The organism is Ensifer sp. ENS08 (assembly GCF_014852195.1).
Taxonomy (GTDB): Bacteria; Pseudomonadota; Alphaproteobacteria; order Rhizobiales; family Rhizobiaceae; genus Ensifer; species Ensifer adhaerens.
On the sequence record NZ_JACVBF010000013.1, the window covers coordinates 27493 to 51093 of the forward strand.

At 63.7% G+C, this 23601-nt stretch carries 22 protein-coding genes and 1 other RNA gene; 10 read left to right on the forward strand and 13 right to left on the reverse strand.

The window, feature by feature from the left end:
- The first annotated feature begins 42 nt into the window (after positions 1 to 42).
- From IB272_RS23680 to IB272_RS23690, 3 genes are all read left to right on the forward strand, one after another.
- The gene (locus tag IB272_RS23680; protein ID WP_060581101.1) at positions 43 to 1140 is read left to right on the forward strand and encodes a MotA/TolQ/ExbB proton channel family protein; all 1098 of its coding nucleotides are present in this window, start codon (positions 43 to 45) and stop codon (positions 1138 to 1140) included.
- A gap of 3 nt (positions 1141 to 1143) precedes the next feature.
- Entirely contained in the window at positions 1144 to 2175 is a 1032-nt protein-coding gene (locus IB272_RS23685; protein ID WP_060518618.1) for a peptidoglycan -binding protein, read from the forward strand.
- Between the two features lie 160 nt (positions 2176 to 2335).
- On the forward strand, positions 2336 to 3982 hold the full coding sequence (locus tag IB272_RS23690; protein WP_060581102.1) for an FAD-binding dehydrogenase: 1647 nt from the start codon (positions 2336 to 2338) through the stop codon (positions 3980 to 3982).
- 249 nt (positions 3983 to 4231) lie between these two features.
- Here IB272_RS23690 and IB272_RS23695 read toward each other — a convergent pair whose 3' ends face one another.
- Positions 4232 to 5224, reverse strand: coding sequence for a tripartite tricarboxylate transporter substrate binding protein (locus tag IB272_RS23695; RefSeq protein ID WP_060581103.1), 993 nt, complete (start codon positions 5222 to 5224; stop codon positions 4232 to 4234).
- A 136-nt stretch (positions 5225 to 5360) separates the two neighbouring features.
- The gene (locus IB272_RS23700) at positions 5361 to 7163 is read right to left on the reverse strand and encodes an ABC transporter transmembrane domain-containing protein (protein ID WP_113135982.1); all 1803 of its coding nucleotides are present in this window, start codon (positions 7161 to 7163) and stop codon (positions 5361 to 5363) included.
- A gap of 206 nt (positions 7164 to 7369) precedes the next feature.
- Between IB272_RS23700 and rpmE the strand changes: the two genes are divergently transcribed.
- Positions 7370 to 7591, forward strand: a complete 222-nt coding sequence (rpmE, locus tag IB272_RS23705) for a 50S ribosomal protein L31 (protein WP_034806140.1) — start codon at positions 7370 to 7372, stop codon at positions 7589 to 7591.
- Between the two features lie 419 nt (positions 7592 to 8010).
- Here the strand turns inward: rpmE and IB272_RS23710 are convergent, their stop codons facing one another.
- From IB272_RS23710 to IB272_RS23725, 4 genes are all read right to left on the reverse strand, one after another.
- Positions 8011 to 8529, reverse strand: a complete 519-nt coding sequence (locus IB272_RS23710; protein WP_034806141.1) for a DUF1465 family protein — start codon at positions 8527 to 8529, stop codon at positions 8011 to 8013.
- Positions 8530 to 8883: 354 nt separating this feature from the next.
- The gene (locus IB272_RS23715; protein ID WP_034806142.1) at positions 8884 to 9072 is read right to left on the reverse strand and encodes a DUF1192 domain-containing protein; all 189 of its coding nucleotides are present in this window, start codon (positions 9070 to 9072) and stop codon (positions 8884 to 8886) included.
- A complete protein-coding gene (locus tag IB272_RS23720) occupies positions 9059 to 10360 on the reverse strand; it encodes an MFS transporter (RefSeq protein ID WP_034806144.1) in 1302 nt (433 codons plus the stop codon). The genes IB272_RS23715 and IB272_RS23720 overlap by 14 nt, the downstream gene beginning before the upstream one ends.
- The gene (locus IB272_RS23725; protein WP_156400706.1) at positions 10360 to 10506 is read right to left on the reverse strand and encodes a hypothetical protein; all 147 of its coding nucleotides are present in this window, start codon (positions 10504 to 10506) and stop codon (positions 10360 to 10362) included. Before IB272_RS23725 ends, IB272_RS23720 begins: the two co-directional genes overlap by 1 nt.
- A 147-nt stretch (positions 10507 to 10653) precedes the next feature.
- Here IB272_RS23725 and IB272_RS23730 point away from each other — a divergent pair, with 147 nt between their 5' ends.
- Both IB272_RS23730 and IB272_RS23735 read left to right on the forward strand, forming a co-directional pair.
- The gene (locus IB272_RS23730) at positions 10654 to 10809 is read left to right on the forward strand and encodes a hypothetical protein (protein WP_090299729.1); all 156 of its coding nucleotides are present in this window, start codon (positions 10654 to 10656) and stop codon (positions 10807 to 10809) included.
- Positions 10810 to 10977: 168 nt separating this feature from the next.
- Positions 10978 to 12858 (forward strand): tetratricopeptide repeat protein, encoded by a 1881-nt coding sequence (locus IB272_RS23735; protein ID WP_060581212.1) that lies wholly within the window; start codon positions 10978 to 10980, stop codon positions 12856 to 12858.
- A 42-nt stretch (positions 12859 to 12900) separates the two neighbouring features.
- Here IB272_RS23735 and IB272_RS23740 read toward each other — a convergent pair whose 3' ends face one another.
- Positions 12901 to 14415, reverse strand: a complete 1515-nt coding sequence (locus IB272_RS23740; RefSeq protein WP_060581104.1) for an MFS transporter — start codon at positions 14413 to 14415, stop codon at positions 12901 to 12903.
- Positions 14416 to 14521: 106 nt separating this feature from the next.
- On the opposite strand from IB272_RS23740, the gene IB272_RS23745 reads away from it, so the two are divergent.
- Positions 14522 to 15073, forward strand: a complete 552-nt coding sequence (locus tag IB272_RS23745; protein WP_034806147.1) for a TetR/AcrR family transcriptional regulator — start codon at positions 14522 to 14524, stop codon at positions 15071 to 15073.
- Positions 15074 to 15091: 18 nt separating this feature from the next.
- On the opposite strand, the gene IB272_RS23750 is transcribed toward IB272_RS23745, so the two are convergent.
- The 6 genes from IB272_RS23750 to tkt form a co-directional block, all read right to left on the reverse strand.
- Positions 15092 to 16027 carry a PhzF family phenazine biosynthesis protein gene (locus IB272_RS23750; RefSeq protein ID WP_192445195.1) on the reverse strand — a complete coding sequence of 312 codons (936 nt, stop codon included), beginning with the start codon at positions 16025 to 16027 and terminating at the stop codon, positions 15092 to 15094.
- 212 nt (positions 16028 to 16239) lie between these two features.
- Positions 16240 to 17265 carry a class I fructose-bisphosphate aldolase gene (locus IB272_RS23755; protein ID WP_060581106.1) on the reverse strand — a complete coding sequence of 342 codons (1026 nt, stop codon included), beginning with the start codon at positions 17263 to 17265 and terminating at the stop codon, positions 16240 to 16242.
- A gap of 246 nt (positions 17266 to 17511) precedes the next feature.
- A complete protein-coding gene (locus IB272_RS23760; RefSeq protein ID WP_034806155.1) occupies positions 17512 to 18708 on the reverse strand; it encodes a phosphoglycerate kinase in 1197 nt (398 codons plus the stop codon).
- The gene (locus IB272_RS23765) at positions 18708 to 19298 is read right to left on the reverse strand and encodes a putative glycolipid-binding domain-containing protein (RefSeq protein ID WP_060581107.1); all 591 of its coding nucleotides are present in this window, start codon (positions 19296 to 19298) and stop codon (positions 18708 to 18710) included. The genes IB272_RS23760 and IB272_RS23765 overlap by 1 nt, the downstream gene beginning before the upstream one ends.
- Positions 19299 to 19303: 5 nt before the next feature.
- Positions 19304 to 20314 carry a type I glyceraldehyde-3-phosphate dehydrogenase gene (gene gap / locus IB272_RS23770; protein ID WP_034806178.1) on the reverse strand — a complete coding sequence of 337 codons (1011 nt, stop codon included), beginning with the start codon at positions 20312 to 20314 and terminating at the stop codon, positions 19304 to 19306.
- Positions 20315 to 20387: 73 nt separating this feature from the next.
- Entirely contained in the window at positions 20388 to 22370 is a 1983-nt protein-coding gene (tkt, locus tag IB272_RS23775) for a transketolase (protein WP_060581108.1), read from the reverse strand.
- Positions 22371 to 22720: 350 nt separating this feature from the next.
- On the opposite strand from tkt, the gene IB272_RS23780 reads away from it, so the two are divergent.
- The 3 genes from IB272_RS23780 (at position 22721) to ssrS (ending at position 23593) form a co-directional block, all read left to right on the forward strand.
- Positions 22721 to 22990, forward strand: coding sequence for a DUF4164 domain-containing protein (locus IB272_RS23780; protein ID WP_034806184.1), 270 nt, complete (start codon positions 22721 to 22723; stop codon positions 22988 to 22990).
- Positions 22991 to 23001: 11 nt separating this feature from the next.
- Complete coding sequence (locus tag IB272_RS23785; RefSeq protein WP_034806187.1) at positions 23002 to 23379, forward strand: cell division protein ZapA; 378 nt, start codon at positions 23002 to 23004, stop codon at positions 23377 to 23379.
- A 56-nt stretch (positions 23380 to 23435) separates the two neighbouring features.
- Positions 23436 to 23593: non-coding RNA, 6S RNA (gene ssrS / locus IB272_RS23790), on the forward strand.
- The last annotated feature ends 8 nt before the right edge of the window (positions 23594 to 23601 follow it).

Here is a 23601-nt window from a genome sequence, read left to right on the forward strand (position 1 = left end):
GCGGCGCCGTTCCGTCAAGTGAAGCGGGAGATACTCATACCCATGACGAAACTGCATCTGTCCGGGTGGAACGGTCGGGAAGGTATGGAAGACGGCTACAACCCGCACAAGCTCTCGAGCCCCATGCACTATTTCTGGACGATGGTGGTCTTTCTGATCATCGTCGGCTTCGTGGGTGCGATCCTCTTCCGTCAGGCCCAAAACGCCTTTCTCGCCAATCCGGGCCTCAACGGCCTGATCCTCGGTGTCCTTCTGATCGGCATCCTGCTCGTCTTCAACCACGTGCTGGGCTTGCGCCCCGAGGTGCGCTGGTTCAACTCGTTTCGTGCCGCCGGCAGCGCGGACAAGGTCGGGCGCGATCCGGTGCTGCTTGCGCCGATGCGGGCGCTGATCGGCGGTCGCCAGACGGCGATCTCGACCACGGCGCTGCGGTCGATCCTCGATTCCATCGCCACCCGCCTCGACGAATCGCGCGACATTTCGCGTTACCTGACCGGGCTTCTGGTGTTTCTCGGCCTGCTCGGCACCTTCTGGGGCCTTCTTGGAACGATCGGCTCGATCAACACGGTCATCCAGTCTCTGGATGCCGGATCGGGAACGACGGAAGACATCCTCTCGGCTCTGAAGAATGGCCTGTCGGCACCGCTCACCGGCATGGGCACGGCGTTTTCGACGTCGCTTTTCGGCCTTTCCGGTTCGCTGATCCTCGGCTTTCTCGATCTGCAGGCCGGGCGCGCGCAGAACCGGTTCTACACCGAGCTTGAAAACTGGCTCTCCTCCGTGACGGACGTCGGCTCGGAACTTTCGCCGGCGCTCGATCTGCCCGCCGGCGCGCCGGTCGAGGAGCTGAAGAGGCTCACCGACCAGCTCGTCCGCCTCAACCATGAGGGCGGCGCGAACCAGCGCACGACCGCGGCCATGGCAAGCCTCGCCGAAGGCATTCAAGGGCTGGTCAAGAACATGCGCGGCGAACAGCAGATGCTGCGGGATTGGATCGAGGCTCAGCAGGACGAAGCCAAGGCGATGCGCAAGACGCTCGACAAGCTGGCATCGCGGGTCGGCATCTCCGACCGGTCGCCTGCGCATGACAAGCCGGCCGTGTCGGCCAAGGCGCGCGTGGAAGAGACCGGAGGGGAGTAATCCATGGCGCTTGCCCGAAAAGGCCGCTCTCAGCGCACGATCGACTATTGGCCGGGCTTCGTCGACGCGCTGTCGACGCTGCTGCTGTCGATCATGTTCCTGCTGACCGTCTTCGTCCTTGCACAGTTTCTGCTCAGTCGCGAAATCAGCGGCAAGGACGAGGTGCTGACGCGGCTGAACAGTCAGATCAACGAACTCACCCAGCTTTTGGCGCTCGAAAAGAGCGGCAAGCAGGATCTCGAGGATTCGCTTGCCAATCTGCAGGCGTCGCTCGCCACGTCCGAAGGCGAACGCTCACGGCTGCAGGCCCTGCTCGACCAGGGCGCCGGGAGCACGGACGCCGCCAACCAGAAGATCGGCCGTCTCGGCTCTGAGCTTGAGACCGAGCGTGAAGTCAGCGCCCGGGCCATGAGCCAGATCGAGCTGCTGAACCAGCAGATCGCCGCGCTCCGCAGCCAGATCGCCGCCATCGAAGTCGCGCTTCAGGCGTCGGAAGCCAAGGACCAGCAGTCGCAGACCAAGATCGCCGATCTCGGACGCCGGCTGAACGTGGCGCTTGCCCAGCGGGTGCAGGAACTCAACCGCTACCGCTCGGACTTCTTCGGACGCCTCCGGGAAATTCTCTCCGACCGCGAGAACATCCGCATCGTCGGCGACCGCTTCGTCTTCCAGTCGGAGGTGCTGTTTCCCTCTGGTGGCAACGACCTCAATCCGGAGGGGCAGGCGGAAATGGCCAAGCTCGCCACCGCGCTGCTCGACCTCGCCAAGGAAATCCCCTCCGAAATCAACTGGGTGCTGCGCGTCGACGGCCACACGGACAATGTGCAGCTTTCAGGCGCCGGGCGCTTCGCCGACAACTGGGAGCTTTCGTCGGCGCGTGCAACCTCCGTGGTCAAGTTCCTGATCTCGAAGGGTGTGCCAGCAGATCGGCTAGTGGCTGCGGGCTTTGGCGAGTACCAGCCGATTGCACCGGGTGAAACCCCTGAGGCGCGGGCGCAGAACCGCCGCATCGAGCTCAAGCTGACCGAGAAATAGAATTCGCTCTCCGCGTATCCCGTCGTCGGGCGACGCAGCCTGACGCTTGAATTGACCTTGACGTACGCGTAACAATTTCCGCAGCCATTCAGATGGCTGCGGCGGCCTTTGCGTGTCAGTGCGTGGGGGGCCGGATGGGATGCGAGGGGGAGAGCATTTCATGGATTGCGACGTTTTGGTTATCGGCGCGGGGCTTGCCGGCCTTGTCGCCGCAGCGGAGGCGGCGGCACTCGGCCGCAGGGTCATCGTGCTCGACCAGGAAGGGGAACAGAACCTTGGCGGACAGGCCTTCTGGTCGCTTGGCGGCCTGTTCTTTGTCGACAGCCCTGAACAGCGCCGCATGGGCATCCGCGACACCCGCGAGCTTGCCGGGCAGGACTGGGTGGGCTCCTCGCAGTTCGACCGTCCGGAGGATCACTGGCCACGGCTCTGGGCCGAAGCCTATCTCGACTTTGCCGCGGGCGAGAAGCGCTCTTGGCTGCACTCGCTCGGCATGCGCTGGTTTCCCGTGGTCGGCTGGGCGGAGCGCGGAGGTGGGCTCGCCCACGGGCACGGCAATTCGGTGCCGCGCTTTCACGTCACCTGGGGTACCGGCCCGGCGGTGCTCGAACCGTTCATCCGGTTGACGCGGGAGGCGGAAAGTCGTGGTCTGGTGCGCTTCCGCTTCCGCCATCGGGTGGATGAACTTGTGACCACCGAAGGCCGCGTGACGGGTGCGCGCGGTGCGCTGCTCAAGGATGATCCGGTCGGGCGCAGTGAACGCAGCTCCCGCGACATCGTCGGTGATTTCGAGATTTCGGCGGGCGCGGTCGTCGTCACGTCAGGCGGTATCGGCGGAAACCATGATCTGGTGCGCCGCAACTGGCCGCGCAAGCGGCTCGGCCAACCGCCGGCGACGATGGTTGCGGGTGTGCCCCACCATGTCGACGGGCGCATGCTGGAGATCGTCAGCCAGGCGCGCGGCGCGGTCATCAATGCGGATCGCATGTGGCACTATACGGAGGGGTTGAAGAACTTCGATCCGATCTGGCCGGACCATGGCATCCGCATCTTGCCGGGGCCTTCGTCCTTCTGGTGCGACGCCGACGGCAATCGTTTTCCGGCGCCGGCCATGCCCGGCTTCGATACGCTCGGCACGTTGAAGGCGATCCGCGACAGCGGTCATGATTACAGCTGGTTCGTGCTGACGCGGGCGATCATCAAAAAGGAGTTCGCGCTTTCCGGTTCGGAGCAGAATCCCGATCTCACCGGCAAGAGCATCGCCCTTCTGTTAAAGCGGTTCGGCAAGAACCCGCCGGGGCCGGTCCAGGCGTTCATGGACAAGGGCGAGGATTTCATCGTGCGCGACCGTCTCGAAGACCTGGTGCCGGCGATGAATGCGCTGACCGGTGAGAACCGGCTGTCACTGGAGCACTTGCGGCAGCAGATCGAGGCGCGCGACCGGGAAATTACCAACGCATTCTCCAAGGACGCGCAAGTGACCGCGATCCGCGGTGCGCGCGCCTATCGCGGCGACCGGCTGCTGCGCACGGCCAAGCCGCATCGGCTGCTCGATCCCAAAGCCGGGCCGCTGATTGCCGTTCGGCTGCATATCCTGACGCGCAAGACGCTGGGCGGGCTTCAAACCAACCTGTCGGGCCAGGTGTTGGAGCAATCGGGCGAGCCGGTGCCCGGTCTCTACGCTGCCGGCGAAGTCGCCGGCTTCGGCGGGGGCGGCATGCATGGCTACAACGCGCTCGAAGGCACGTTCCTCGGCGGCTGCATCTTTTCCGGCCGGGCCGCGGGGCGGGGTGCTGCCGGGGTGTGATGGCTCCTTGCCGCGCATTTGCCCCTCATCCTAGCCCTCTTCTCGTCAAGCGGGGAGGTGACGGTCGATTGTGCAACGATACCCTCACGTGTAATCGCCGCCGAGGCGGCGCGGTACATCGAGGTTCAGGCAACCGAGTAACATCGTATGTGCTGGCGCATACGCACGGACCGCGCCACAAGTCCCTTCTCCCCGCCTGCGGGGAGAAGGTGGCGGCAGCCGGATGAGGGGCCCCGCTCGTTCTGATCGTCAATCCATCTGCACATTGGCGTCACGAACGACCGGCGTCCACTTCGCCAGTTCGGCTTTCACATGGGCTTCCAGCTCTTCCGGCGTCGAGCCGACGATCGTGGCGCTGAATTCCTTCATGCGCTCGACGACAGCGGGATCCTTCAGCGCCTTGTTGGCCGCCTCGTTGAGGCGGGCGACGACCGGCTGAGGTGTTTTGGCCGGGGCGAAGAGCGCGTTCCAGGTGTAGGTCTCGTAGCCCGGAATGCCGGCCTCGGCGACCGTCGGCACATCCGGGAAGGACGGTGCCCGTTCCGCCGTGGTCACCGCAAGCGCCCTCAGCGTTCCCGCCTTGATGTGGCTGGAGGAGGAGGGGAGGTTGTCGAACATGATCGGCACCTGGTTGCCGATGACATCGTTCAGCGCCGGGCCTGCGCCCTTGTAGGGGATGTGCTGCATGCTGACGCCGGCCATCTTCTTGAAGAGTTCGCCGGAGAGGTGCAGCGGCGTGCCGTTGCCGGAAGACGCATAGCTGTACTCGTCGGGCTTGGCCTTCAGGAGTGCCAGCAGTTCCGCAACGTCCTTGGCCGGGAGTTCCGGATTGACGACGAGCACGTTGGGCACGACGACGAGCAGGGAGATCGGCGCGAAATCCTTTTCGGGATCGTAGGGCTTGGTCTTCAGGATCAGCGGATTGAGCGCGTGGGTGGCGACCGTGCCCATCAGGATCGTATAGCCGTCCGGATCGGCGCGGGCGACATTGTCTGCGCCGAGATTGCCACCGGCGCCGGCAACGTTCTGGACGATCACCTGTTGGCCGAGGTCCTCCGACATTTTCTGCGCGACGATGCGGGCAACCACGTCGGTGGAACCGCCGGCGGCAAAGGGAACGACGAGCGTTATCGGCCGGTCGGGGAAGTCCTGGGCCAGTGCCGTCGAGCCAAGGGGCAGCGCCGTCAGCGCCATCAGGCCCAGCGCCAGAGCGGCACGCCGGGTCAGGTGCGAAAATGCCATGCGGTAGTCCTCCCGATCAATTCAGCAGAAAGCGATACCGGCCTCCTCGGCCGGCCCCCTAACAATAGGGCTCGGCCTCCCGTCGGCAACCGCTTTACGGCAAATCGGAGGACGCTTTTCGCGCCGTGCGGTGCGTTTAGCTCTGCACGTTGACGAACAGGGCCTCTGCGCCATGGTTGAACTGCAGCCGCGCCAGCTTGGCGTAGAGGCCGCCCTGGCGGATGAGGGAGGCGTGGGTGCCTTCCTCGACGATGCGGCCATGATCGAGCACCAGGATACGATCGGCCTTCAGCACGGTCGCCAGCCGATGGGCGATGATGATGGTCGAACGCTCGTGCAGCAGGCCGTCGAGCGCCTTCTGGACCAGCGTCTCGCTCTCGGCGTCGAGGGCCGAGGTTGCTTCGTCGAGAAGCAGCACCGGCGCGTTCTTGAGGATGGCGCGGGCGATGGCGATGCGCTGGCGCTGGCCGCCGGAAAGTGTAACGCCACGTTCGCCGACATAGGTGTCGTAACCCTTGTCGAGCCTGTTGATGAACTCGTCCGCCTGCGCGGCGACGGCGGCGGCACGCACCGCCTCGCGGCTGGCATTCGGCATGCCGAAGGCGATGTTGTCATGCACGGACGAGGCGAACATCGTCACATCCTGCGGCACGATCGCAATGCGGTCGCGCAGATCCTTCGGGTCGACCGTGCGAATGTCGACGCCATCAACGCGCACTGCGCCCTTGGCAGGGTCGTAGAAGCGAAGCAGCATGGAGAACACAGTGCTCTTGCCGGCGCCGGACGGTCCGACGATCGCAACGGTCTCGCCGGGCGCGATCTTGAAGCTGAGGCCGTTGAGGCTCTTGTAGTCGGGTCGCGACGGGTAGGCGAAATGAACGTCGTCGAAGGCGATGGCGCCGGTCGCCGGGACCGGCATGGCGACCGGATTTTCCGGCGCCTGGATCTCGGGGACTTCGGTCAGAAGCTCGTTCAGCCGCTCGGCAGCACCCGCTGCCTGCGAAAGCTCGCCCCAGACTTCAGAGAGCGAACCGAGGCTGCCCGCGGCAAAGACCGAGTAGAGCAGGAACTGGCTGAGCGTACCGGCGGAGAGATTGCCCGAGAGCACGTCGTGCGCGCCGAACCAGAGCACGGCGACAACGCTGCCGAACACCATGGTGATGGCGAAAGCGGTCAGCACCGAGCGCGCCTTGATCGCGGCGCGCGCCGCGCCATAGGCATCCTCGACGGCGGCTCCGAAGTGGCTGTTGGCAAGCCCTTCGCCGTTGAAGGCCTGGACTGTGCGCGATGCGGCAATCGCCTCGCCGGCATAGGCCGAGGCGGCAGCGAGCGTGTCTTGCGCCTGGCGCGAGCGGCGGCGGACGGAACGGCCGAAGCCGACGAGCGGGAAGACGATGATCGGGATCGCGATCAGCACCAGGCTCGACAGCTTGGGGCTGGTATAGACCATCATGCCGATGGCCCCGAGACACAGGATCAGGTTGCGCAACGCGACCGACGCGGTGGCTCCGACAGCAGACTTCACCTGGGTGGTGTCGGCGGTCAGTCGCGAGACGATCTCGCCGGACTGGTTGACGTCGAAGAAGGAGGCGGAAAGGCGGGTGACGCGATCGAAGACATTGCGCCTCAAGTCGGCAACGATGCGCTCGCCGAGCGTGATGACGAAGTAGTAGCGCGCTGCACTTGCCAGCGCCAGCACGATGGCGAGCATCATCAGCATCGAGAAGTAGGTGTTGATGAAGCCGCTGTCGGGACTGGAGAAACCGTTGTCGACCATCCGCCTAACGGCGAGCGGCAGCGCCAGCGTGGTCACGGCAGCGAGGATCAGCGAAATGCCGGCGCCGACGACCAGATGTCGGTAGCGGGCGAGATAGGGGAGGAGCGTGGCGAGCGGGCGGATGGACTTGCGCGCAGGCGCCTGGTTTTCTCTTGACGACACTTGACCCCTTTCGCCAGACACGGAGGAAGGGATTGCCCATGAGTCTTCCGTGCGGCACTTGTTATCGCGCAGACCTTGATGTATAGGCACGGCATCGAATTGGGAAGCCGTGGCCGTTCAGCCGGTGCGCGGCTTCATTTACGTGTTCGGTCTCGAAGTCGCAATGCCTTGCGACAATTGGACCCTGGAACTCTAGGAAGATCGTTATGAAGGCAGACATCCATCCCGATTACCACGTCATCAAGGTAGTCATGACCGACGGCACCGAATACGAAACCCGCTCGACCTGGGGTTCTGAAGGCGCCACCATGAACCTGGAAATCGACCCCAAGTCGCACCCGGCCTGGACCGGCGGCAACCAGCAGCTCATGGACCGCGGCGGCCGCGTCTCCAAGTTCAAGAAGCGCTTCGAAGGCCTCGGCCTCTAATCGAGCGCCTCTTCGGCAGATTGAAGAAGCCCGGGTCATTTGGCCCGGGCTTTTTTCTGTCTTGGTTCTGGGGGATAGGCCGGGCGAGGCGGTGACATGGCGCCGTGCCATGGACGCGCTGTGGCCACTGGCGCTCCGTCGCTGTGCCAGGCAAGGAGCAGGATGACGGCGTTATGTCGCGGTTCCTGACCCGACCAGCCGGCGCTTTTCGCAAGCGGTAACGCCTCTTCCGTCAGGAGATCGAGATGCCCTTGTGTGGCGTCACCGGATAGGCGCCCTCGGTGAGGTTTCTCCAGGAGTTTTCGCAGTCGAGGCCAGGGCGCGCCAGCGCCGCCATGTGCTGCCGGTCGCAACGAAAAACCCGCCGGCAAATGCTGTTGCGTCGGGTTTGATTTCTCAGGTCTATTTTCTGCGCGGCGTCAGTTGGTTCCGAAGGCCGTCTGCAGCAGCTTGATCTGCGCCTTGACGCCGTTCTGGTTGTCCGGGACGATCGCGGCCGCTTCGTTCGGGCGATAGATCTCGCGGTCGAGCAGGGCGACGCGGTTCTGCAGGCGCAGCGAGCGCTCGATCAGGTCGCGGAAGGATTCTGGCAGTTCGGCCCAGCCGGGAGCCGCCTTGTCGACGTTGAAGCTGTCGAGGCGAACCTTGCTCTTTTCCGACATCACCTGATCGCGGCTCATCTCGCCGTTGTTGACGGCGCGCTGCAGGAGCAGCCAGGAAGCCATCTGCATCAGGCGGGTGGTGAGCCGCATGGATTCGGCTGCATAGAGAACCGATGCCATGCGCGGCAGGACCTTGGAAGCGGCGCGGCCGGGTCCGTCGAGATAGGTGGCCGTTTCCTCGACCAGTCCCATGCCTTCCGAATAGAGGGTCTTGAATTGTGCCGAGGACGCCGCGTGTCCTGCGAAACTGACCGTATTCAATCCTCTCTCGGACATGACCTGTTTTCCCTGGTTCAAACGCATCACGACAGTCAGGTAGTGGACGGTTATGGGAAATAAATCCTTGCCCGTCTCTATGCTTGAAGAATGATCCGATAGCGCATTTCGCGCAAGGGCATTCTTAAGAAAGGGTTAATCTCCACAGTTCTTTGGATAAACCTATGCCAAAACAAAAAAAGAGCCGCGGAAAGCGGCTCTCAAGGTAAAACAGGGAGAAAAATCAGACCCATTCGCCAGTCGGTGAAATTGTCTGAAACCGGAAAGCTCCGGATGCCCTGACAATCGCAGATAATGCTTAATGCCGCGTTAAACGCGCTTCGTTTTGCTGCGGTGCGACCTTACGCCGCCGGATCAGCGAAACAGGTTCTCGGCGGCCGAGCGGCTGGCGGACTTGCGTGTCCGCTCCGCCTCCAGCCGTGCAATCTCCTCGGTCAGAAGGGTGATGCGTTGCGTCAACTCGTCAACCGACAGCAGCGCGAGATCGCTGCCAATTTCATGGGCCACCTTCTTTTGCGGCCGATCGTCGTCAAACAGGCTCATCGGACTGATCCTCCCATTCCGGACCTTTGTCTGGCTCGTTGCGTGTCTCGTCAAACGGCGCCGCGCGCGGCGAAAGCTGCAGGCTTTCCGGCGTCGTCGGCGTGCCGGCGTTGACCGGCGAGAAGGCGTCGCGGTCGGATACCGGGACCGGCGCGCGCATCCGGCTGCGGATGATGGCGTAGGCCGTGATCAGGATATGGGCGCAGGCGGTGATCATGAACAGGCCGTAGGGGCCCGCCGCCGTCATGACCGGGCCGCCGATCGTCGGGCCGATGATGGTGCCGATGCCGTAGAGCAGCAGCAGGCCGCCGGAGACCTTGACGAAGTCCTCGGCCGTCGCGAAGTCGTTGGCGTGCGACACGGCGATCGGATAGAGCGCGTTGGCCGCCGCACCGTAGATCGCAATCAGCGTCAGCACGATCCAGACCTGGGTCGGCTCGACCAGGAAGATCAGCAAGCCTGCGAGAGCGCCGACCCCGGCAAGTGCTGCCAGGACGTAGCGCCGGTCGATGCGGTCGGATAGCCGCCCGGCCGGCAACTGCATGACGGCGCCGGCAAAGATCGCCACGCTCATCATGGCGGCGACGGTGCTGTCGGAAAGTCCCGCCTGGCGGCCAAAGACGGCGCCGAGCGTGCCGAAGGCGCCGTTGGCAATACCGACGAGCAGGATGCCGAGGAAGGAAACCGGCGAGTTGCGGTAAAGGCCGCGCAGGTCGAGGCTCACCTTCTTCAGCGGTTGCGGCGAGGCAGCCTTGGACAGAAGCGTCGGCAGCATGGCGACGCAGTAGAGGATGCCGCAGATCATGAATAAGATGGTGGTGGAAGTATCGCCGAAGGGGATCATCATCTGGCCGCCGACGACGCCGAAGAGCGTGATGGCAATATAGAGCGAGAAGATGACGCCGCGGCTCTCGTTGGTGGCGCGCTCGTTCAGCCAGCTTTCGATGATCATCGAGGTGCCGGCAGTGGAGAAGCCTGTCAGCGCCCTGAGGATCAGCCACCAGGTCGGATCGATCAGGATGCCGGTCATTAGCGCGACGATGGCGATGAGCGAGGCAAAGACGCTGAAGGCGCGCACGTGGCCGATGCGCTTGACGACCGTGGGCGCAAAGAAGCAGCCGAGAACGAAGCCAGCAGCCCAGGATGTGCCGATCAGCCCGAGGATGGTGGTGGGATAGCCTTCAGCGGTGCCGCGCACGGGAAGAAGAAGTCCCTGCAGACCATTGCCCAGAAAGAGAAACAGCGTGCCGAGCAGGAGGGCGGCGACCGGGAGCAGGTTCTTTCTCATCATTCATCCGAAATTCGTTCTGCCGTCAGCAAGTTAGGGCGGTGCCTGGTGAATTGCCAGCCGGTTTCTGATTGCAGCGTCTGGCTGTGCCGCAGGTTTTGTCCTTCGATGGGAGACGAATGACGCAACATGCGGCGGCCGGTCATTGCAAATCGCCCGCGGAAACACTAGCCCTTTTTGCCAAGCGCAACGTATCGCTAGTCCTCGGGGGAGGCGGTGCTGCGTGCGACGAAGAGTGCCGGTGTTGCGAACGCTTCACCGGTTGAGGCAGCCTCCCGGTAGACGAGGGCAACATGCAGAAGGCGATCGCCCTTTTTCTGCTTCTGATCATGGCCATTCAGCTCCTCTGGCCGATCGGCATTCCGGGGCTGCGCCGCCGTCGCGATTTCTGGAAGATCGCGGTCTTCGCCATCGTGATGATGATGGTGACGGTGTTGATCCGTCCCTGACCCGGCCGCCCCGCCGCAACTCCCCGTTACCTTTGGAACTCCATCGCCTCCGGCTCGCCGCTACCTTGGTTGCGAAACCTGTCGTTTCAACCAGAAAAGGGCGCAGGACAGATGGGAAAGAAAGCGCTAAAGTGCGAACCTCATTCGGGAGATGACTTCGAGGGTTTCTTGGAACGCCGGCTTGCTGCCATTCTCGCTGCCGATGTCGTGGGGTACAGTCGCCTGATCGGCGCTGACGAAACCGGCACGCTGGCCGCCATGAAACGGCACAAGAGCGAACTCGTCGATCCGAAGATCACCCGTCACAAGGGACGCATCGTCAAGCTCACCGGCGACGGCATCCTGGTCGAGTTCGCAAGCGTCGTGCACGCGGTCGCCTGCGCCGTCGATATCCAGCGCGGCATGCTGCTGCGCAACGAAAGCGTGTCGCCGCTGAAGCGCATCGAGCTCAGGATCGGCGTGCACCTCGGCGACATCATCGTCGAGGATGGCGACATCTTCGGGGACGGCGTCAATGTCGCGGCGCGTCTCGAAGGCCTCGCAGAGCCGTCGGGCATCGCCGTCTCGGCTTCCGTGCGCGATCATGTCGGGTCGCGCCTGGATGTCGGCTTCGTCGACAAGGGCGAACACACGCTGAAGAACATCGCCGCCGGCGTTCACGTCTATTCGGTGGCGCTCGGCGCCCCGACGAAGGTCGCGTCGGCACCGAACGGATCGTGCCCGGTGGTGCTCGACGATGGCTACGGGCTCTCGGTCGGCGTGCTTCCTTTCACCAATATGAGCCACGATCCGGAGCAGGAATACTTCTCCGACGGCATCACCGAAGACATCATCACCGATCTCTCGAAGATCTCGAAGCTGCACGTCGTCGCTCGCAACACCGTGTTCACCTACAAGGGGCGGTCGGTGAAGGTGAAGCAGGTGGCCCAGGAATTGGGCGTCCGCTACATCCTCGAGGGGAGCGTGCGCAAGGCGGGCGCGCGGGTGCGCATCACCGGCCAGTTGATCGATGCGCTGACCGGCACGCATCTCTGGGCCGACCGCTACGACCGGGACCTGACTGATATCTTCGCGATCCAGGACGAAATCACCCATGCGATCGTCGACCAGTTGAAGATCAAGCTGCTGCCGGCGGAGAGGCGGGCGATCGAAAGCGATCCGACGACAAGCGTCGAGGCCTATACCTACTATCTGCGTGGCCGGCAGTTTTCCCACGCCTGGACGCGCTCCTATCTCCTGCTCGCGCGGCGCATGTTCATGAAGGCGGTGGAGCTCGATCCGGATTTTGCCCGCGCCTATGCCGGCATTGCCGACTGCGAGTCGGCGCTTCGCGATTGGCACGAGGGTGAATTTCCGCTGCAAGGCATCCTGTCCATGACCGACAAGGCGCTGGCGCTCGACCCAGACCTCGCGGAGGCCCATGCGTCTCGCGGTCTCGTGCTGCACCAGGACGGCCAATGCGACGAAGCCGTCGCCGCCTTCGAGCAGGCGCTTGCGCTGGATGCCGGGCTCTACGAGGCGAATTTCCACTATGGCCGCTTCCTGTTCATGCAGGGCGCGTTCGAAATGGCGATTCAGTTCTTCAAGCGTGCCGCCGATATCCGGCCGGACGACTACCTGTCACCGATCCACCTGATGAGCGCCTATCGCACGCTCGGCCGGGATACTGAACGCAAGCAGTGGGCGCGCATCGGCATCGCTCGGGCGGAGCGGGCGCTGGAGCTCAACCCGGAAAACTCGGGCCCGGCCCACCGCGGCGCGCTGGCGCTTGCCCATATGGGCGAGGCCGACCGTGCGCGCGAATGGGCAGCGCGGGCGCTGGCAATCGATCCCGATGACGTGGTCGCCCGCTACAACACGGCCTGCGTCTTTTGCATCCTTGGCGATATCGACGCGGCCCTCGATCTTCTCGAAACCTTGCTGCCGCAGAGCTCCTGCTACCAGTTGCTCTGGTTCAAGCAGGATTCCGACCTCGACGCGGTGCGCCACCATGTTCGCTTCCAGGCGATGGTCGAGGCGATCGCGAAATGCGAAGCGGGATTGCGCTGACCGCCGGACAGTCGGTTCCATCCGGCGGCTCGAAGCTTGCTGTTAGTGGTGGCCCGCCTGGCGGGATCCCTGAGGGGCGGTGACGCGCCCGGCCGTCAGCCACCAAATGGCCGCCCCGGTCACGAACAGCATTGCTGTTGCCACCATCACGACCGCGGTAAACGCTCCTTCGAAGGCGAGGCGGGCACGGCTCACCAGTTCGCTCGCCACATCCGCCGGCAGCTTCTCGGCGAGGAGCAGGGCTTCATCGAGGCTGTCGCGCACCATCGGCGGGATTGCAGCCCCCTCCGGCACGACGAGGAAGGCGGTGTAGACGACCGACATGACGGTGCCGAGCACGGCAATGCCGATCGCGCCGCCAAGCTCGAACGAGACCTCCTCGATCGATGCTGCCATGCCGGCCCGTTCCGGCGGGGCGTTGAACATGATGGCGCTGGAGGCGGCGGTCATGGACGCACCGATGCCGAGGCCGAGAACGACGAGGGTGACGATCTGGGCGAGCGCGCCGGTTTCATGGACGAGCAGATAGCCGCCAAGACCGAGAGCCGCCAGGATGAGGCCCGAGCGCAGCACCACTTCGGCGCCCAGGCGCGGCAGCAGGGTGCCGGTCAGCGGGCCGGCGACGAAAGCCGCAAGCGGGATCGGCAGAATGAAGACACCCGCCTCGAGCGGCGAAAAGCCCTCGACCAGCTGCAGCTGCTGGCTCAGCACCAGTTCGATGCCGACGATGGAGGCGGATGCCACGAGCGCTGCGGCAACGCCGGAGGAAAACACCGCATTGCGGAAGAGGCTGAAGTCGATCAGCGGATGCGGGCTGCGGCGCTGGCGGCGCACGAAGAGAAAGAGCGCGATAGCGCCGATCACGGCGGCAGCGAGACCCGCTTCCAAAGACGGCTCGCGCTTGCTCGTTTCCTTGACGGCATAGGCAAGGCCGATGAGGCCGACCATGATCTGCAGCGAACCGATCGCGTCCCAGGGGTGTTTCGGATTGCCGGCGTTGTTCGGCAGCACGACGAGGCCGAGCACGAGGGCCATCGCGACGACCGGCACGTTGATGAGGAAGACCGAGCCCCACCAGAAGTATTCGAGCAGCAAACCGCCGAGCACCGGGCCGATCGCGGCACCGCCCGAAGCGATCGCTGCCCAAACGCCGATCGCCAGCGCGCGTTCGCGTTCGTCGGTGAAAGTGAGCCGGATGATCGACAGCGTCGCCGGCATCATGAGGGCAGCGCCGACGGCGAGCAGGACGCGACCACCGATCAGGATCGCCGGTGTCGGCGCATAGGCGGCGATCAGCGAGGCGATGCCGAAGACGGCAAGGCCGACGATGAAGGGCTTCTTGTGGCCGAGCCGGTCGCCGAGCGTGCCGAGGCCGGGTAGAAGACCAGCGACGACGAGAGCATAGGCGTTGACGATCCAGAGCTTCTCCGACGCGGTGGCGCCGAGATCATGGGTCAGGCGGGGCAGGGCGGTATAGAGCACCGTCATGTCGACGACGATCAGAAAGAGCGCGCTCGATACTATGGCCAGAATGAGCCAGCGATTTTGCGGAAGCATGGTACACCTCGGTGGCCGCCACTGGGAAATGGGGGCTGGGCCTTGTTTAAATCAGGGTCGTTGGTTATTTGAATACGTACGTATGGATTTGAAATAGGAAGTCAAGATGGGTCGGCGACGAACAATCGATCGGGACAAGGTTCTGGACGCGGCGGAGGCGGTGGTGAATTCCGTCGGCGCGGCCGGCCTGACGATCGATGCCGTCGCCAAGGCTTCCGGCATCACCAAGGGCGGCGTGCAATATTGCTTCGGCAACAAGGACGGACTGATCGACGCGATGATGCAGCGTTGGTTCGACGAGTTCGATACCGCGGTAGCGGCGGAGGGTGGCGACGATCCTGATCCGATCAAGGCGATGCGTGCCCATGCGTCGGTGACCGCCCGGATGAACACGGCCGACAATGCCCGCACATCCGGCATGATGGCGGCGCTGCTGCAGCGGGAAGAGCACATGGCGAAGAATCGCGCCTGGTACCGCACCCGCCTCGATGGTCTCGACCTCTCGACGGAGGAGGGGCGTAGGGCGCGAATGGTGTTTCTCGCGACCGAAGGCGTCTTCCTGCTGCGCGGCTTCGGCTTCCTCGAGATGGACGACGCCGAATGGCAGGATATGTTTGCCGATATCTTGAAGCTTCTGCCGGAGCGTGACCGCGCCTGAGGGCGCAGGAAGGACGCTCTAGAGGTCGATCAGCCCGCGCATGGCGCTGACGCAATGGCCGGAAAGGCTGACGCTCCGAACAACGCCACCCTGCTTTCGGACATGCGCGCCGATGAGGCTGCGGCGACCCATCTCCACACCCTGCTCGATGATGATCTCGACATCGATATCCTGCTCCTGGATGACCGAGACGAGATAGGCGGAAAGTGCTGCCGAGGCGCTGCCGGTTGCCGGGGCCTCGTTGACATTGTCGAGCGGCGCGAACATGCGCGCCCGGATCTGCCATGGCGCCTCTGCCGAGCGAGCGTAGAGGAACAGGCTGAAACTGTCTTCCTCGGGTTTGTAGCGCGCATTGGCCGCCTGGAAGGCGGTGACATTGGGTTGGGCGGACGACAGCGTCGCGACATCCTTGATTTCGGCGACGGCGAAGGGCAGCCCGACGGAAAGCCGGGTCGGCGCATGCACGCGTCTGCTGACGGCTTCAGGCGCGAGCGACGCGCAGGCGGCGACGGTGTCGGCGTCGATTTCGGGGCCGACGGTCAGGCTGCGCGGTACGACGATGGTGGCGCCCACCACTACACCGCCTTCCCGCAGCAATGTGGCCTCGACAAGGCCGGCCTTTTCCTCGAACCGCAGGATTTCACCGGGCGCGCGGCCGAAGATTTCCTTTTGCCCGCCGAGCACGAAGGCCGTGCCGACATTGGGATGACCGGCAAAGGGAATCTCCGTCGTCGGCGTGAAGATCCGGACTTCCGCCGTGTTGGCGGGGTCGCGCGGCGGCAAAACGAAGGTGACTTCGGAATAGCCGAATTCGGTCGCGATCGCCTGCATCTGACGATCGCTCAAGCCGCGGGCGTCGGACATGACAGCCAATTGGTTGCCGGCGAAGCGCTCGTCGGTGAAGACGTCGACGGTGACATAGGCAACGGACTTCGGCGCAGTGTCAGAGGTCATGGTCCTGGCTTTCGCTGGTTGGGCGCCGTTGGCGCTCATCGTGTCGGCTCTGAAGCCAAGGCTTAAGGTAGCCGACACACCGCACAAAGACGCGAACTTGTCCGGGTGACAAGTTCCCCGACGCCGACGAAGCCGTCCCTCGCAGGCGCGCCAACCCTTTGGCAAAAAAAAGGGGGGCGGCGGACGGCCCCTTCTCATCCGGTAGACCTGGCTTAGGCAGCCTTCTCGAGTTCCTTCTTCCACATACCCTTGGCGGCAAGGCTGCACATCTCGGCGCGATGCGAGAAGGCGCGCTGGCCGGCGCCGATGTTGTCGGCCTTGCCGTGCCAAGCATTGAGCGCCTCCTGCTGCAGCGCGCGGCCATAGGAGAAGGTGAGCTTCCAGGGCAGGTCGTGGCTGGCATTCATTGCCGAGAGGTGGGCGGTCGCTTCCTCGGTCGACTGGCCGCCCGAGAGGAAGGCGATGCCCGGTACCGCCGAAGGCACCGTGCGCTTCAGCACCCGGATGGTGCGCTCGGCCACTTCGGCGACGGAGGCATTGCGGGCCTTCTTGCCGTCGATCACCATGCTCGGTTTCAGGATCATGCCTTCGAGCTTGACGCGCATGGCCGCCAATTCTTCGAAGGTTGTCCGCAGCGTCCACTCGGTCACCTGTTCGGAGCGATCGATCGAGTGATCGCCCGGCGCGCCGTCCATCAGCACTTCCGGCTCGACGATCGGGACGATGCCGGCGTCCTGGCACAGGGCGGCGTAGCGGGCGAGCGCATGGGCATTGGCGCGAACCGCACCGGCGGTGGGCAGCGTATCGGAGATGGAGATCACGCCGCGCCACTTGGCAAAGCGTGCGCCGGCCTCGTGATATCTCGCCAACCGCTGGGCAAGGCCGTCGAGGCCTTCGGTGATTGTCTCGGCCGGGAAGTTCGTCATCGGCTTGGCGCCCGCATCGACCTTGATGCCGGGGATCGAGCCGGCCGCCCGGATGATGTCGACGAGCTGGGTGCCGTCGACCGCATGCTGGAACAGGGTTTCCTCGTAGAGGATGACGCCGGAGATGTATTTGCGCATCGCCTTTTCGGCGCGCAGCAGCATCTCGCGGTAATCGCGCCTGGAGGTTTCGGTGGATTCGAGACCGATCGTATCGAAGCGCTTCTTGATCGTTGCCGTGGACTCGTCAGCGGCAAGCAGTCCGCGGCCATTGGCGACCATGGCGACGGCGATGTCTTCCAGTTTTTCCGTCATGCTTTTTCTCTCCCTAGACAGCGCCGATCATCAGGATCAGGCGAACACTGAAACAGTTGCAGGGCCGACGGTGCACGGGGCAACCGCCACGCTCCCAACAGGAGCGCGAGTAACAGGTGAAATTGTCCAGGAAAATGGCGGGAAAATCGACTGAAACGATTTAAAATTTTTTAATCGTTTGAATAAATGAGGTTTTTTCTTGATGGCCGGCGCGTGAGAGTGCTTCCCACGCGCCGGTTGTATGACTTACTTCTGCTTCAGGATGTCGACGCCCGGAAGCGGCTTGCCTTCCATCCACTCCAGGAATGCGCCGCCGGCGGTCGAGACGTAGCTGAAATCGTCGGCGACTTCGGCATGGTTCAGCGCCGCGACGGTATCACCACCGCCGGCAACCGAGACCAGCGAACCCTGACGGGTGCGGGCAGCCGCATGCTTGGCAACGGCAACGGTGGCCTTGTCGAAAGGCGCGATTTCGAAGGCGCCGAGCGGACCGTTCCAGACCAGCGTTTCGGCCTTGGAGATCCAGTCATTGACGGCCGCGATCGACTTCGGGCCGACGTCGAGAACCATGGCATCGGCGGGAATGGCGTTGATGTCGACGACTTCGTTGTCGGCGCCGGCCTTGAACTCACGGGCGATCACGCCGTCTTCCGGCAGCACGATGGCGCAGCCGGCTTTGTCGGCAGCGGCGATGATCGCCTTGGCGGTGTCGGCGAGGTCATGCTCGCACAGCGACTTGCCGACATTGATGCCCTTGGCAGCGATGAAGGTGTTGGCCATGCCGCCGCCGATGACGAGCGCATCGACCTTGGTCACGAGGTTCTGCAACAGGTCGATCTTGGTCGAGACCTTGGCGCCGCCGACGATGGCGACGACCGGGCGCTTCGGCTGGCCGAGACCCTTTTCGAGCGCTTCGAGTTCGGCCTGCATGGTGCGGCCGGCATAGGCCGGCAGGTGATGGGCAAGACCTTCCGTCGAAGCATGGGCGCGGTGGGCGGCCGAGAAGGCGTCGTTGACGTAGATGTCGCCATTGGCGGCGAGCGCCTTGACGAATTCGGCCTCGTTCTTTTCCTCGCCCTTGTGGAAGCGGGTGTTTTCCAAGAGCAGCACGTCGCCGTCGCTCATTTCGGCGATCGCGTTCTTGGCCTTGTCGCCGATGCAGTCGGCGCCGAAATGAACGCGCTGGTCGAGCACGTCCTCGACGGCAGGAGCGATCGTCTTCAGCGACATGTCGGCGACCGGCTCACCCTTCGGACGGCCGAAATGGGCGAGCAGGATGACCTTGGCGCCCTTCTCGGACAATTCGCGGATGGTCGGCGCGACGCGCTCGATGCGGGTCGCGTCGGTGACCACGCCGTCCTTGACCGGCACGTTGAGATCGACGCGCACCAGAACGCGCTTGCCGGCGATGTCGGTCAGATCGTCGAGGGTCTTGAAAGTCATCAGATAGTCTCCGGTGATAGTCTTTGGAAAAGGGTGGGGTAGTCGATGACGAGGCCGTCCTCGTCTACGGGCAGTTCCGCGGCAAAACTGCGGTCCTCGGCCTCGTAGCGATAGAGCCTGAAATCATCGAGGCAGGTGTAGTGCTGACCGTCCACAACAGGCTGAAACGTGTCGAACGGCACGTAGAGCATCTTCAGTCTGGCGGTGCCGGACTGGCTCACAAGGCCGAGGCGGCGGATCGGCAGCGTGTTGGTGAAGGGCGTTCCCGCGAGGTCGATATCGATACAGCCGTCGAATTCGGGGAGGGGCGTGCCGCGTGCCGTCGCCCATTCGCCCGGAACGTCCGAGCGCAGATGCAGGCTGTGGCCATCGGTGGTGTCGACCATCAATTTGCGAACGTGCCAGCTGTCGTCGCAGTCGATCCGGTAGCGCGCGCCATAGGGCGTGCCGCCGCGGCTTCCGATCAGAACGCCGACGGCGCGGATGACCGCGCCGTCGGTGGTGTCGATTTTTGTCAGCGTCAGGTGTTCGAGCCCTTCCCCTTCCAGCGGACGCCAGCGGACCGTCGTTGAGGAGAGGGCGCGAAACATCTGTCTTAGATGAGCTTGGCGAACGCGACCGCCGTGTCGGCCATGCGGTTCGAGAAGCCCCACTCGTTGTCGTACCAGGTGAGGATACGCACGAAGTTGCCTTCGACGACCTTGGTCTGGTCGATCGCGAAGATCGAGGAGTGGCTGTCATGGTTGAAGTCGCGCGAAACGAGCGGCTCTTCCGTGTAGCCGAGAACGCCCTTGAGCGCGCCATTGGAGGCGGCCTTGATGGCGTTGGTGATTTCCTCGACCGAGGTGTTGCGCTTGGCGACGAACTTGAAGTCGACGACGGAGACGTTCGGGGTCGGGACGCGGATCGACGTGCCGTCGAGCTTGCCCTTCAGTTCCGGCAGAACCAGGCCAACGGCCTTGGCGGCACCGGTCGAGGTCGGGATCATCGACAGAGCGGCAGCGCGGGCACGGTACAGATCCTTGTGCATCTGGTCGAGCGACGGCTGGTCGTTGGTGTAGGAGTGGATCGTGGTCATGAAGCCGTGGCTGATGCCGATGGTATCGTTCAGGACCTTGACGACCGGAACCAGGCAGTTCGTCGTGCAGGATGCGTTGGAGATGACCAGGTGGTCCTTGGTCAGTTGGTCGTGGTTGACGCCGTAGACGACCGTCAGGTCGGCGCCGTCGGCCGGAGCCGAGACGATGACGCGCTTGGCGCCGGCAGTCAGGTGGGCTGCAGCCTTGTCGCGGGCGGTGAAGATGCCGGTGCACTCCATCGCGATGTCGATACCGAGTTCCTTGTGCGGCAGCGTTGCCGGATCCTTGATCGCGGTCACCTTGATCGGCTTGCCGCCGTTGATGGTGATCGTGTCGCCTTCGACCTTGACCTCGGCCGGGAAACGACCGTGGATCGAGTCATAGCGCAGCAGGTGAGCGTTGGTCTCAACGGGGCCAAGGTCGTTGATCGCAACGACTTCGATGTCGGTGCGGCCGGATTCGACGATCGCGCGGAGCACGTTGCGGCCGATGCGGCCAAAACCGTTGATGGCGACTTTCACTGTCATGGGTCTCTCCCTGTCTGACTGACGTGGTACGAAAAAAAGCGGGGCGCACCTTTCGGCGCGCCCCGCAGATTGATCAGGCGAGCTTCGTTTCCGCGGCGGCGACCACCGCCTCGGGCGTGATGCCGAAGTGCTTGTAAAGCTCCTTGTAGGGGCCGGAAGCGCCGAAGCTCGACATGCCGATGAAGGTGCCATCGCTGCCGATGAAGTGATCCCAGCCCTGACGGATGCCGGCTTCGACGGCGATCTTGACCGGCGAGTTGCCGATGATCGCCTGCTGGTAGTCTTCGCTCTGCTCGGCGAAAAGCTCGAAGCAGGGAACGGAGACGACACGGGTCGAGATGCCCTTGGCGGTCAGCGTCTGGCAGGCCTTGACGGCGATTTCGACTTCCGAGCCGGTGGCGAAGATCGTGACCTTGGCGTCGGCGGCCGAGATCAGGTCATAGGCGCCGCGGGCGCAGAGGTTTTCTTCCTCATACTCGGTGCGAACGGCCATCAGGTTCTGGCGGGTCAGCGCGATGCCGGACGGACGGTTGTGGCTTTCGAGCGCCAGCTGCCAGCACTCGGCCGTTTCCGTGGCGTCGGCCGGGCGGAACATCAGGAGGTTCGGAATGGCGCGCAACGCTGCCATGTGCTCGACCGGCTGGTGCGTCGGGCCGTCTTCGCCAAGGCCGATGGAATCGTGTGTCAGCACGTGGATGACGCGGATGCCCATCAGAGCGGCAAGGCGGATCGACGGACGGCAATAGTCCGAGAAGATCAGGAAGCCGCCGGAATAGGGGATGACGCCGCCATGCAGCGCCATGCCGTTCATGGCAGCGGCCATGCCGTGCTCGCGAACGCCCCAATGGATGTAGCGGCCGGAGAAGTCGTCAGGGGTGATCGACTTGGTCTGGCTCGTCTTGGTGTTGTTCGAGCCGGTCAGGTCGGCCGAGCCGCCGATGGTTTCGGCCAGAACGCCGTTGATGACTTCGAGCGCGTCTTCGGAAGCCTTGCGGGTTGCCGGCGACGGCTTGGTTTCGGCGAGCTTCTTCTTGTAGTCGTCGATGGCGGAGGACAGACGGCCTTCGAGCTCGCCGGAGAAGCGGCGAACGAACTGGGCCTTCTTCTCGCCCTCGCTCTTTTCAAGACGGTCTTCCCACTCCTTGCGCGCCTTGGTCGAGCGCAGGCCGGCCAGACGCCAGGCGTCGAGAACGTCCGAAGGAACGACGAAAGCTTCGGCTTCCCAGCCGAGCGCCTTGCGGGTGGCGGCGATTTCCTCGGCGCCGAGCGGCGAGCCGTGAACCTTGTGGGTGCCGGCCTTGTTCGGTGCGCCGAAACCGATCGTCGTCTTGCAGGCGATCATCGTCGGCTTGTCGGACTTCTGCGCCTGGTCGATCGCAGCGGCGATTGCGTCCGGATCATGGCCGTCGACGGCAATGGTGTTCCAGTTGCTGGCGCGGAAGCGGGCGTGCTGGTCGGTCGAGTCGGCGATCGAGATCGGGCCGTCGATCGAGATGTTGTTGTCGTCCCAGAAGACGATCAGCTTGTTGAGCTTCAGGTGGCCGGCGAGCGAAATCGCTTCCTGGCTGATGCCTTCCATGAGGCAGCCGTCACCGGCGAGCACGTAGGTGTAGTGCTCCATCAGGTCGGAGCCGAATTCGTCGCGCAGCTTGCGCTCGGCGATCGCCATGCCGACGGCATTGGCAATGCCTTGGCCGAGCGGACCGGTGGTCGTCTCGATGCCGGCGGCGTGGCCGTATTCCGGGTGGCCGGCGGTGCGGGCGCCAAGCTGGCGGAAGTTCTTGATCTCGTCGATGGAGATGTCTTCGTAGCCCGTCAAATAGAGCAGCGAGTAGAGCAGCATCGAGCCGTGGCCGGCCGACAGCACGAAGCGGTCGCGGTTCGGCCAGGAGGGGTTCTTGGGGTCAAAGCTCAGATAGCGCGTGAAGAGGACTGTCGCTATGTCGGCTGCACCCATGGGCAGGCCAGGGTGGCCGGAATTTGCCTTCTCGACGGCATCCATGGAGAGGAAACGGATCGCATTTGCCATCCGGTCGTGTTTTTCGCGAGAGATCATGACTGTTCCGTTTGCGTTCGGTGGTCAGGGAACGGTCTCTATCCTCCAAAGACCGCGCAAGAAGCGGCTGACACATAGCAGGTGCGCCGTGCGAGTCAATAAATACGGGGCTTCCGCGGCCATTTGACGGCAGCTTGCTTCGGTCCCTGCCCGAGTGCTTGTTCCGCAATGCAATAAGCCTGCTGCACTGCCGTTGAAGAAAGCCGGCTACGCAATCCATCCACAGCTTCCGCTGTTGTTTGCTGTACTTGGCATTGTTGAGACTTACGTAATAGGTTTAAAAAAGATCGAGCCGAAGCGGCGGACGGGATTCGGGCGATTCGGCCTCATGGGCGAGGTATTCGGAACACATGCCGGCAAAGACTGTCAAAGCGGCGATCGACGAACTGCGAAACGCAGTGCAATCCCTGGAGAATGCGATCGACGGTCGGTTTGACAGGGAGCGGGACTTCAGCGAGTTCGAGGGCGAGGTGCGACGCGTCAACACCGACCGGTCGCGGCTGGCGCAGGAACTCGATCAGTCGCAGTTCCGGGCAAACCGGCTCGAGGAGGTCAACCGTGAGGTTTCCCGTCGCCTCGTGACGGCGATGGAAACCATTCGGGCGGTGCTCGACCGCTAGGAACAAGCGACATGGCGCAGGTGACAGTTTCGATCGATGGCAAGGCCTATCGCATGGCCTGCGAGGAAGGGCAGGAAGATCATCTGATCGAGCTTGCCACCAATTTCGATCAGTATGTCGGACACCTCAAGACCCAGTTTGGCGAGATCGGCGATCTGCGCCTGACCGTCATGGCCGGCATCATGGTCATGGACGAGCTCAGCGAGGTCAATCGCCGGCTGAAGAACCTCGAAGCCGAGGTCGGAAACCTGACGAATGGGCGCGACGCCGCGCTTTCGGATCAGCTGAAGAACGAGGAGGCGCTGGCCTCGGCGCTCAGCGAAGTGACCCAGCAGATCCACGGTATCGCCGCCAAGCTGAACGGCCGCCCCACGACGCCGTCGAGCTGACAAGGTTTCGTCGGCGAGCCACTGGCGCGAAGCACCGAGACACTTTATATATCGAATGCGGTCTGCGCTCCCCGACAGGAACCACAATCCCCGGGGCCATACTCGATCCTAAGGGAGCTGTCCCTGTCCGGACCCGTGGGTTCGGACACATGGCGCCCACCTACTTTGTAGGCACCCGGGATCGTAAAATATCCATCGGTTGTGTGGATCGCACTTCTCCCT

Coding starts and splice junctions, on each gene's coding strand:
- IB272_RS23765 (WP_060581107.1), bottom strand. CDS start 19,298: ATGTTTCGCGCCCTCTCCTCAACGACGGTCCGCTGGCGTCCGCTGGAA.
- IB272_RS23720 (WP_034806144.1), bottom strand. CDS start 10,360: ATGAGAAAGAACCTGCTCCCGGTCGCCGCCCTCCTGCTCGGCACGCTG.
- tkt (WP_060581108.1), bottom strand. CDS start 22,370: ATGATCTCTCGCGAAAAACACGACCGGATGGCAAATGCGATCCGTTTC.
- rpmE (WP_034806140.1), top strand. CDS start 7,370: ATGAAGGCAGACATCCATCCCGATTACCACGTCATCAAGGTAGTCATG.
- IB272_RS23760 (WP_034806155.1), bottom strand. CDS start 18,708: ATGACTTTCAAGACCCTCGACGATCTGACCGACATCGCCGGCAAGCGC.
- IB272_RS23715 (WP_034806142.1), bottom strand. CDS start 9,072: ATGAGCCTGTTTGACGACGATCGGCCGCAAAAGAAGGTGGCCCATGAA.
- IB272_RS23755 (WP_060581106.1), bottom strand. CDS start 17,265: ATGACGGAAAAACTGGAAGACATCGCCGTCGCCATGGTCGCCAATGGC.
- IB272_RS23780 (WP_034806184.1), top strand. CDS start 22,721: ATGCCGGCAAAGACTGTCAAAGCGGCGATCGACGAACTGCGAAACGCA.
- IB272_RS23785 (WP_034806187.1), top strand. CDS start 23,002: ATGGCGCAGGTGACAGTTTCGATCGATGGCAAGGCCTATCGCATGGCC.
- IB272_RS23740 (WP_060581104.1), bottom strand. CDS start 14,415: ATGCTTCCGCAAAATCGCTGGCTCATTCTGGCCATAGTATCGAGCGCG.
- IB272_RS23745 (WP_034806147.1), top strand. CDS start 14,522: ATGGGTCGGCGACGAACAATCGATCGGGACAAGGTTCTGGACGCGGCG.
- gap (WP_034806178.1), bottom strand. CDS start 20,314: ATGACAGTGAAAGTCGCCATCAACGGTTTTGGCCGCATCGGCCGCAAC.
- IB272_RS23725 (WP_156400706.1), bottom strand. CDS start 10,506: ATGACCGGCCGCCGCATGTTGCGTCATTCGTCTCCCATCGAAGGACAA.
- IB272_RS23680 (WP_060581101.1), top strand. CDS start 43: ATGACGAAACTGCATCTGTCCGGGTGGAACGGTCGGGAAGGTATGGAA.
- IB272_RS23710 (WP_034806141.1), bottom strand. CDS start 8,529: ATGTCCGAGAGAGGATTGAATACGGTCAGTTTCGCAGGACACGCGGCG.
- IB272_RS23685 (WP_060518618.1), top strand. CDS start 1,144: ATGGCGCTTGCCCGAAAAGGCCGCTCTCAGCGCACGATCGACTATTGG.
- IB272_RS23750 (WP_192445195.1), bottom strand. CDS start 16,027: ATGACCTCTGACACTGCGCCGAAGTCCGTTGCCTATGTCACCGTCGAC.
- IB272_RS23730 (WP_090299729.1), top strand. CDS start 10,654: ATGCAGAAGGCGATCGCCCTTTTTCTGCTTCTGATCATGGCCATTCAG.
- IB272_RS23690 (WP_060581102.1), top strand. CDS start 2,336: ATGGATTGCGACGTTTTGGTTATCGGCGCGGGGCTTGCCGGCCTTGTC.
- IB272_RS23695 (WP_060581103.1), bottom strand. CDS start 5,224: ATGGCATTTTCGCACCTGACCCGGCGTGCCGCTCTGGCGCTGGGCCTG.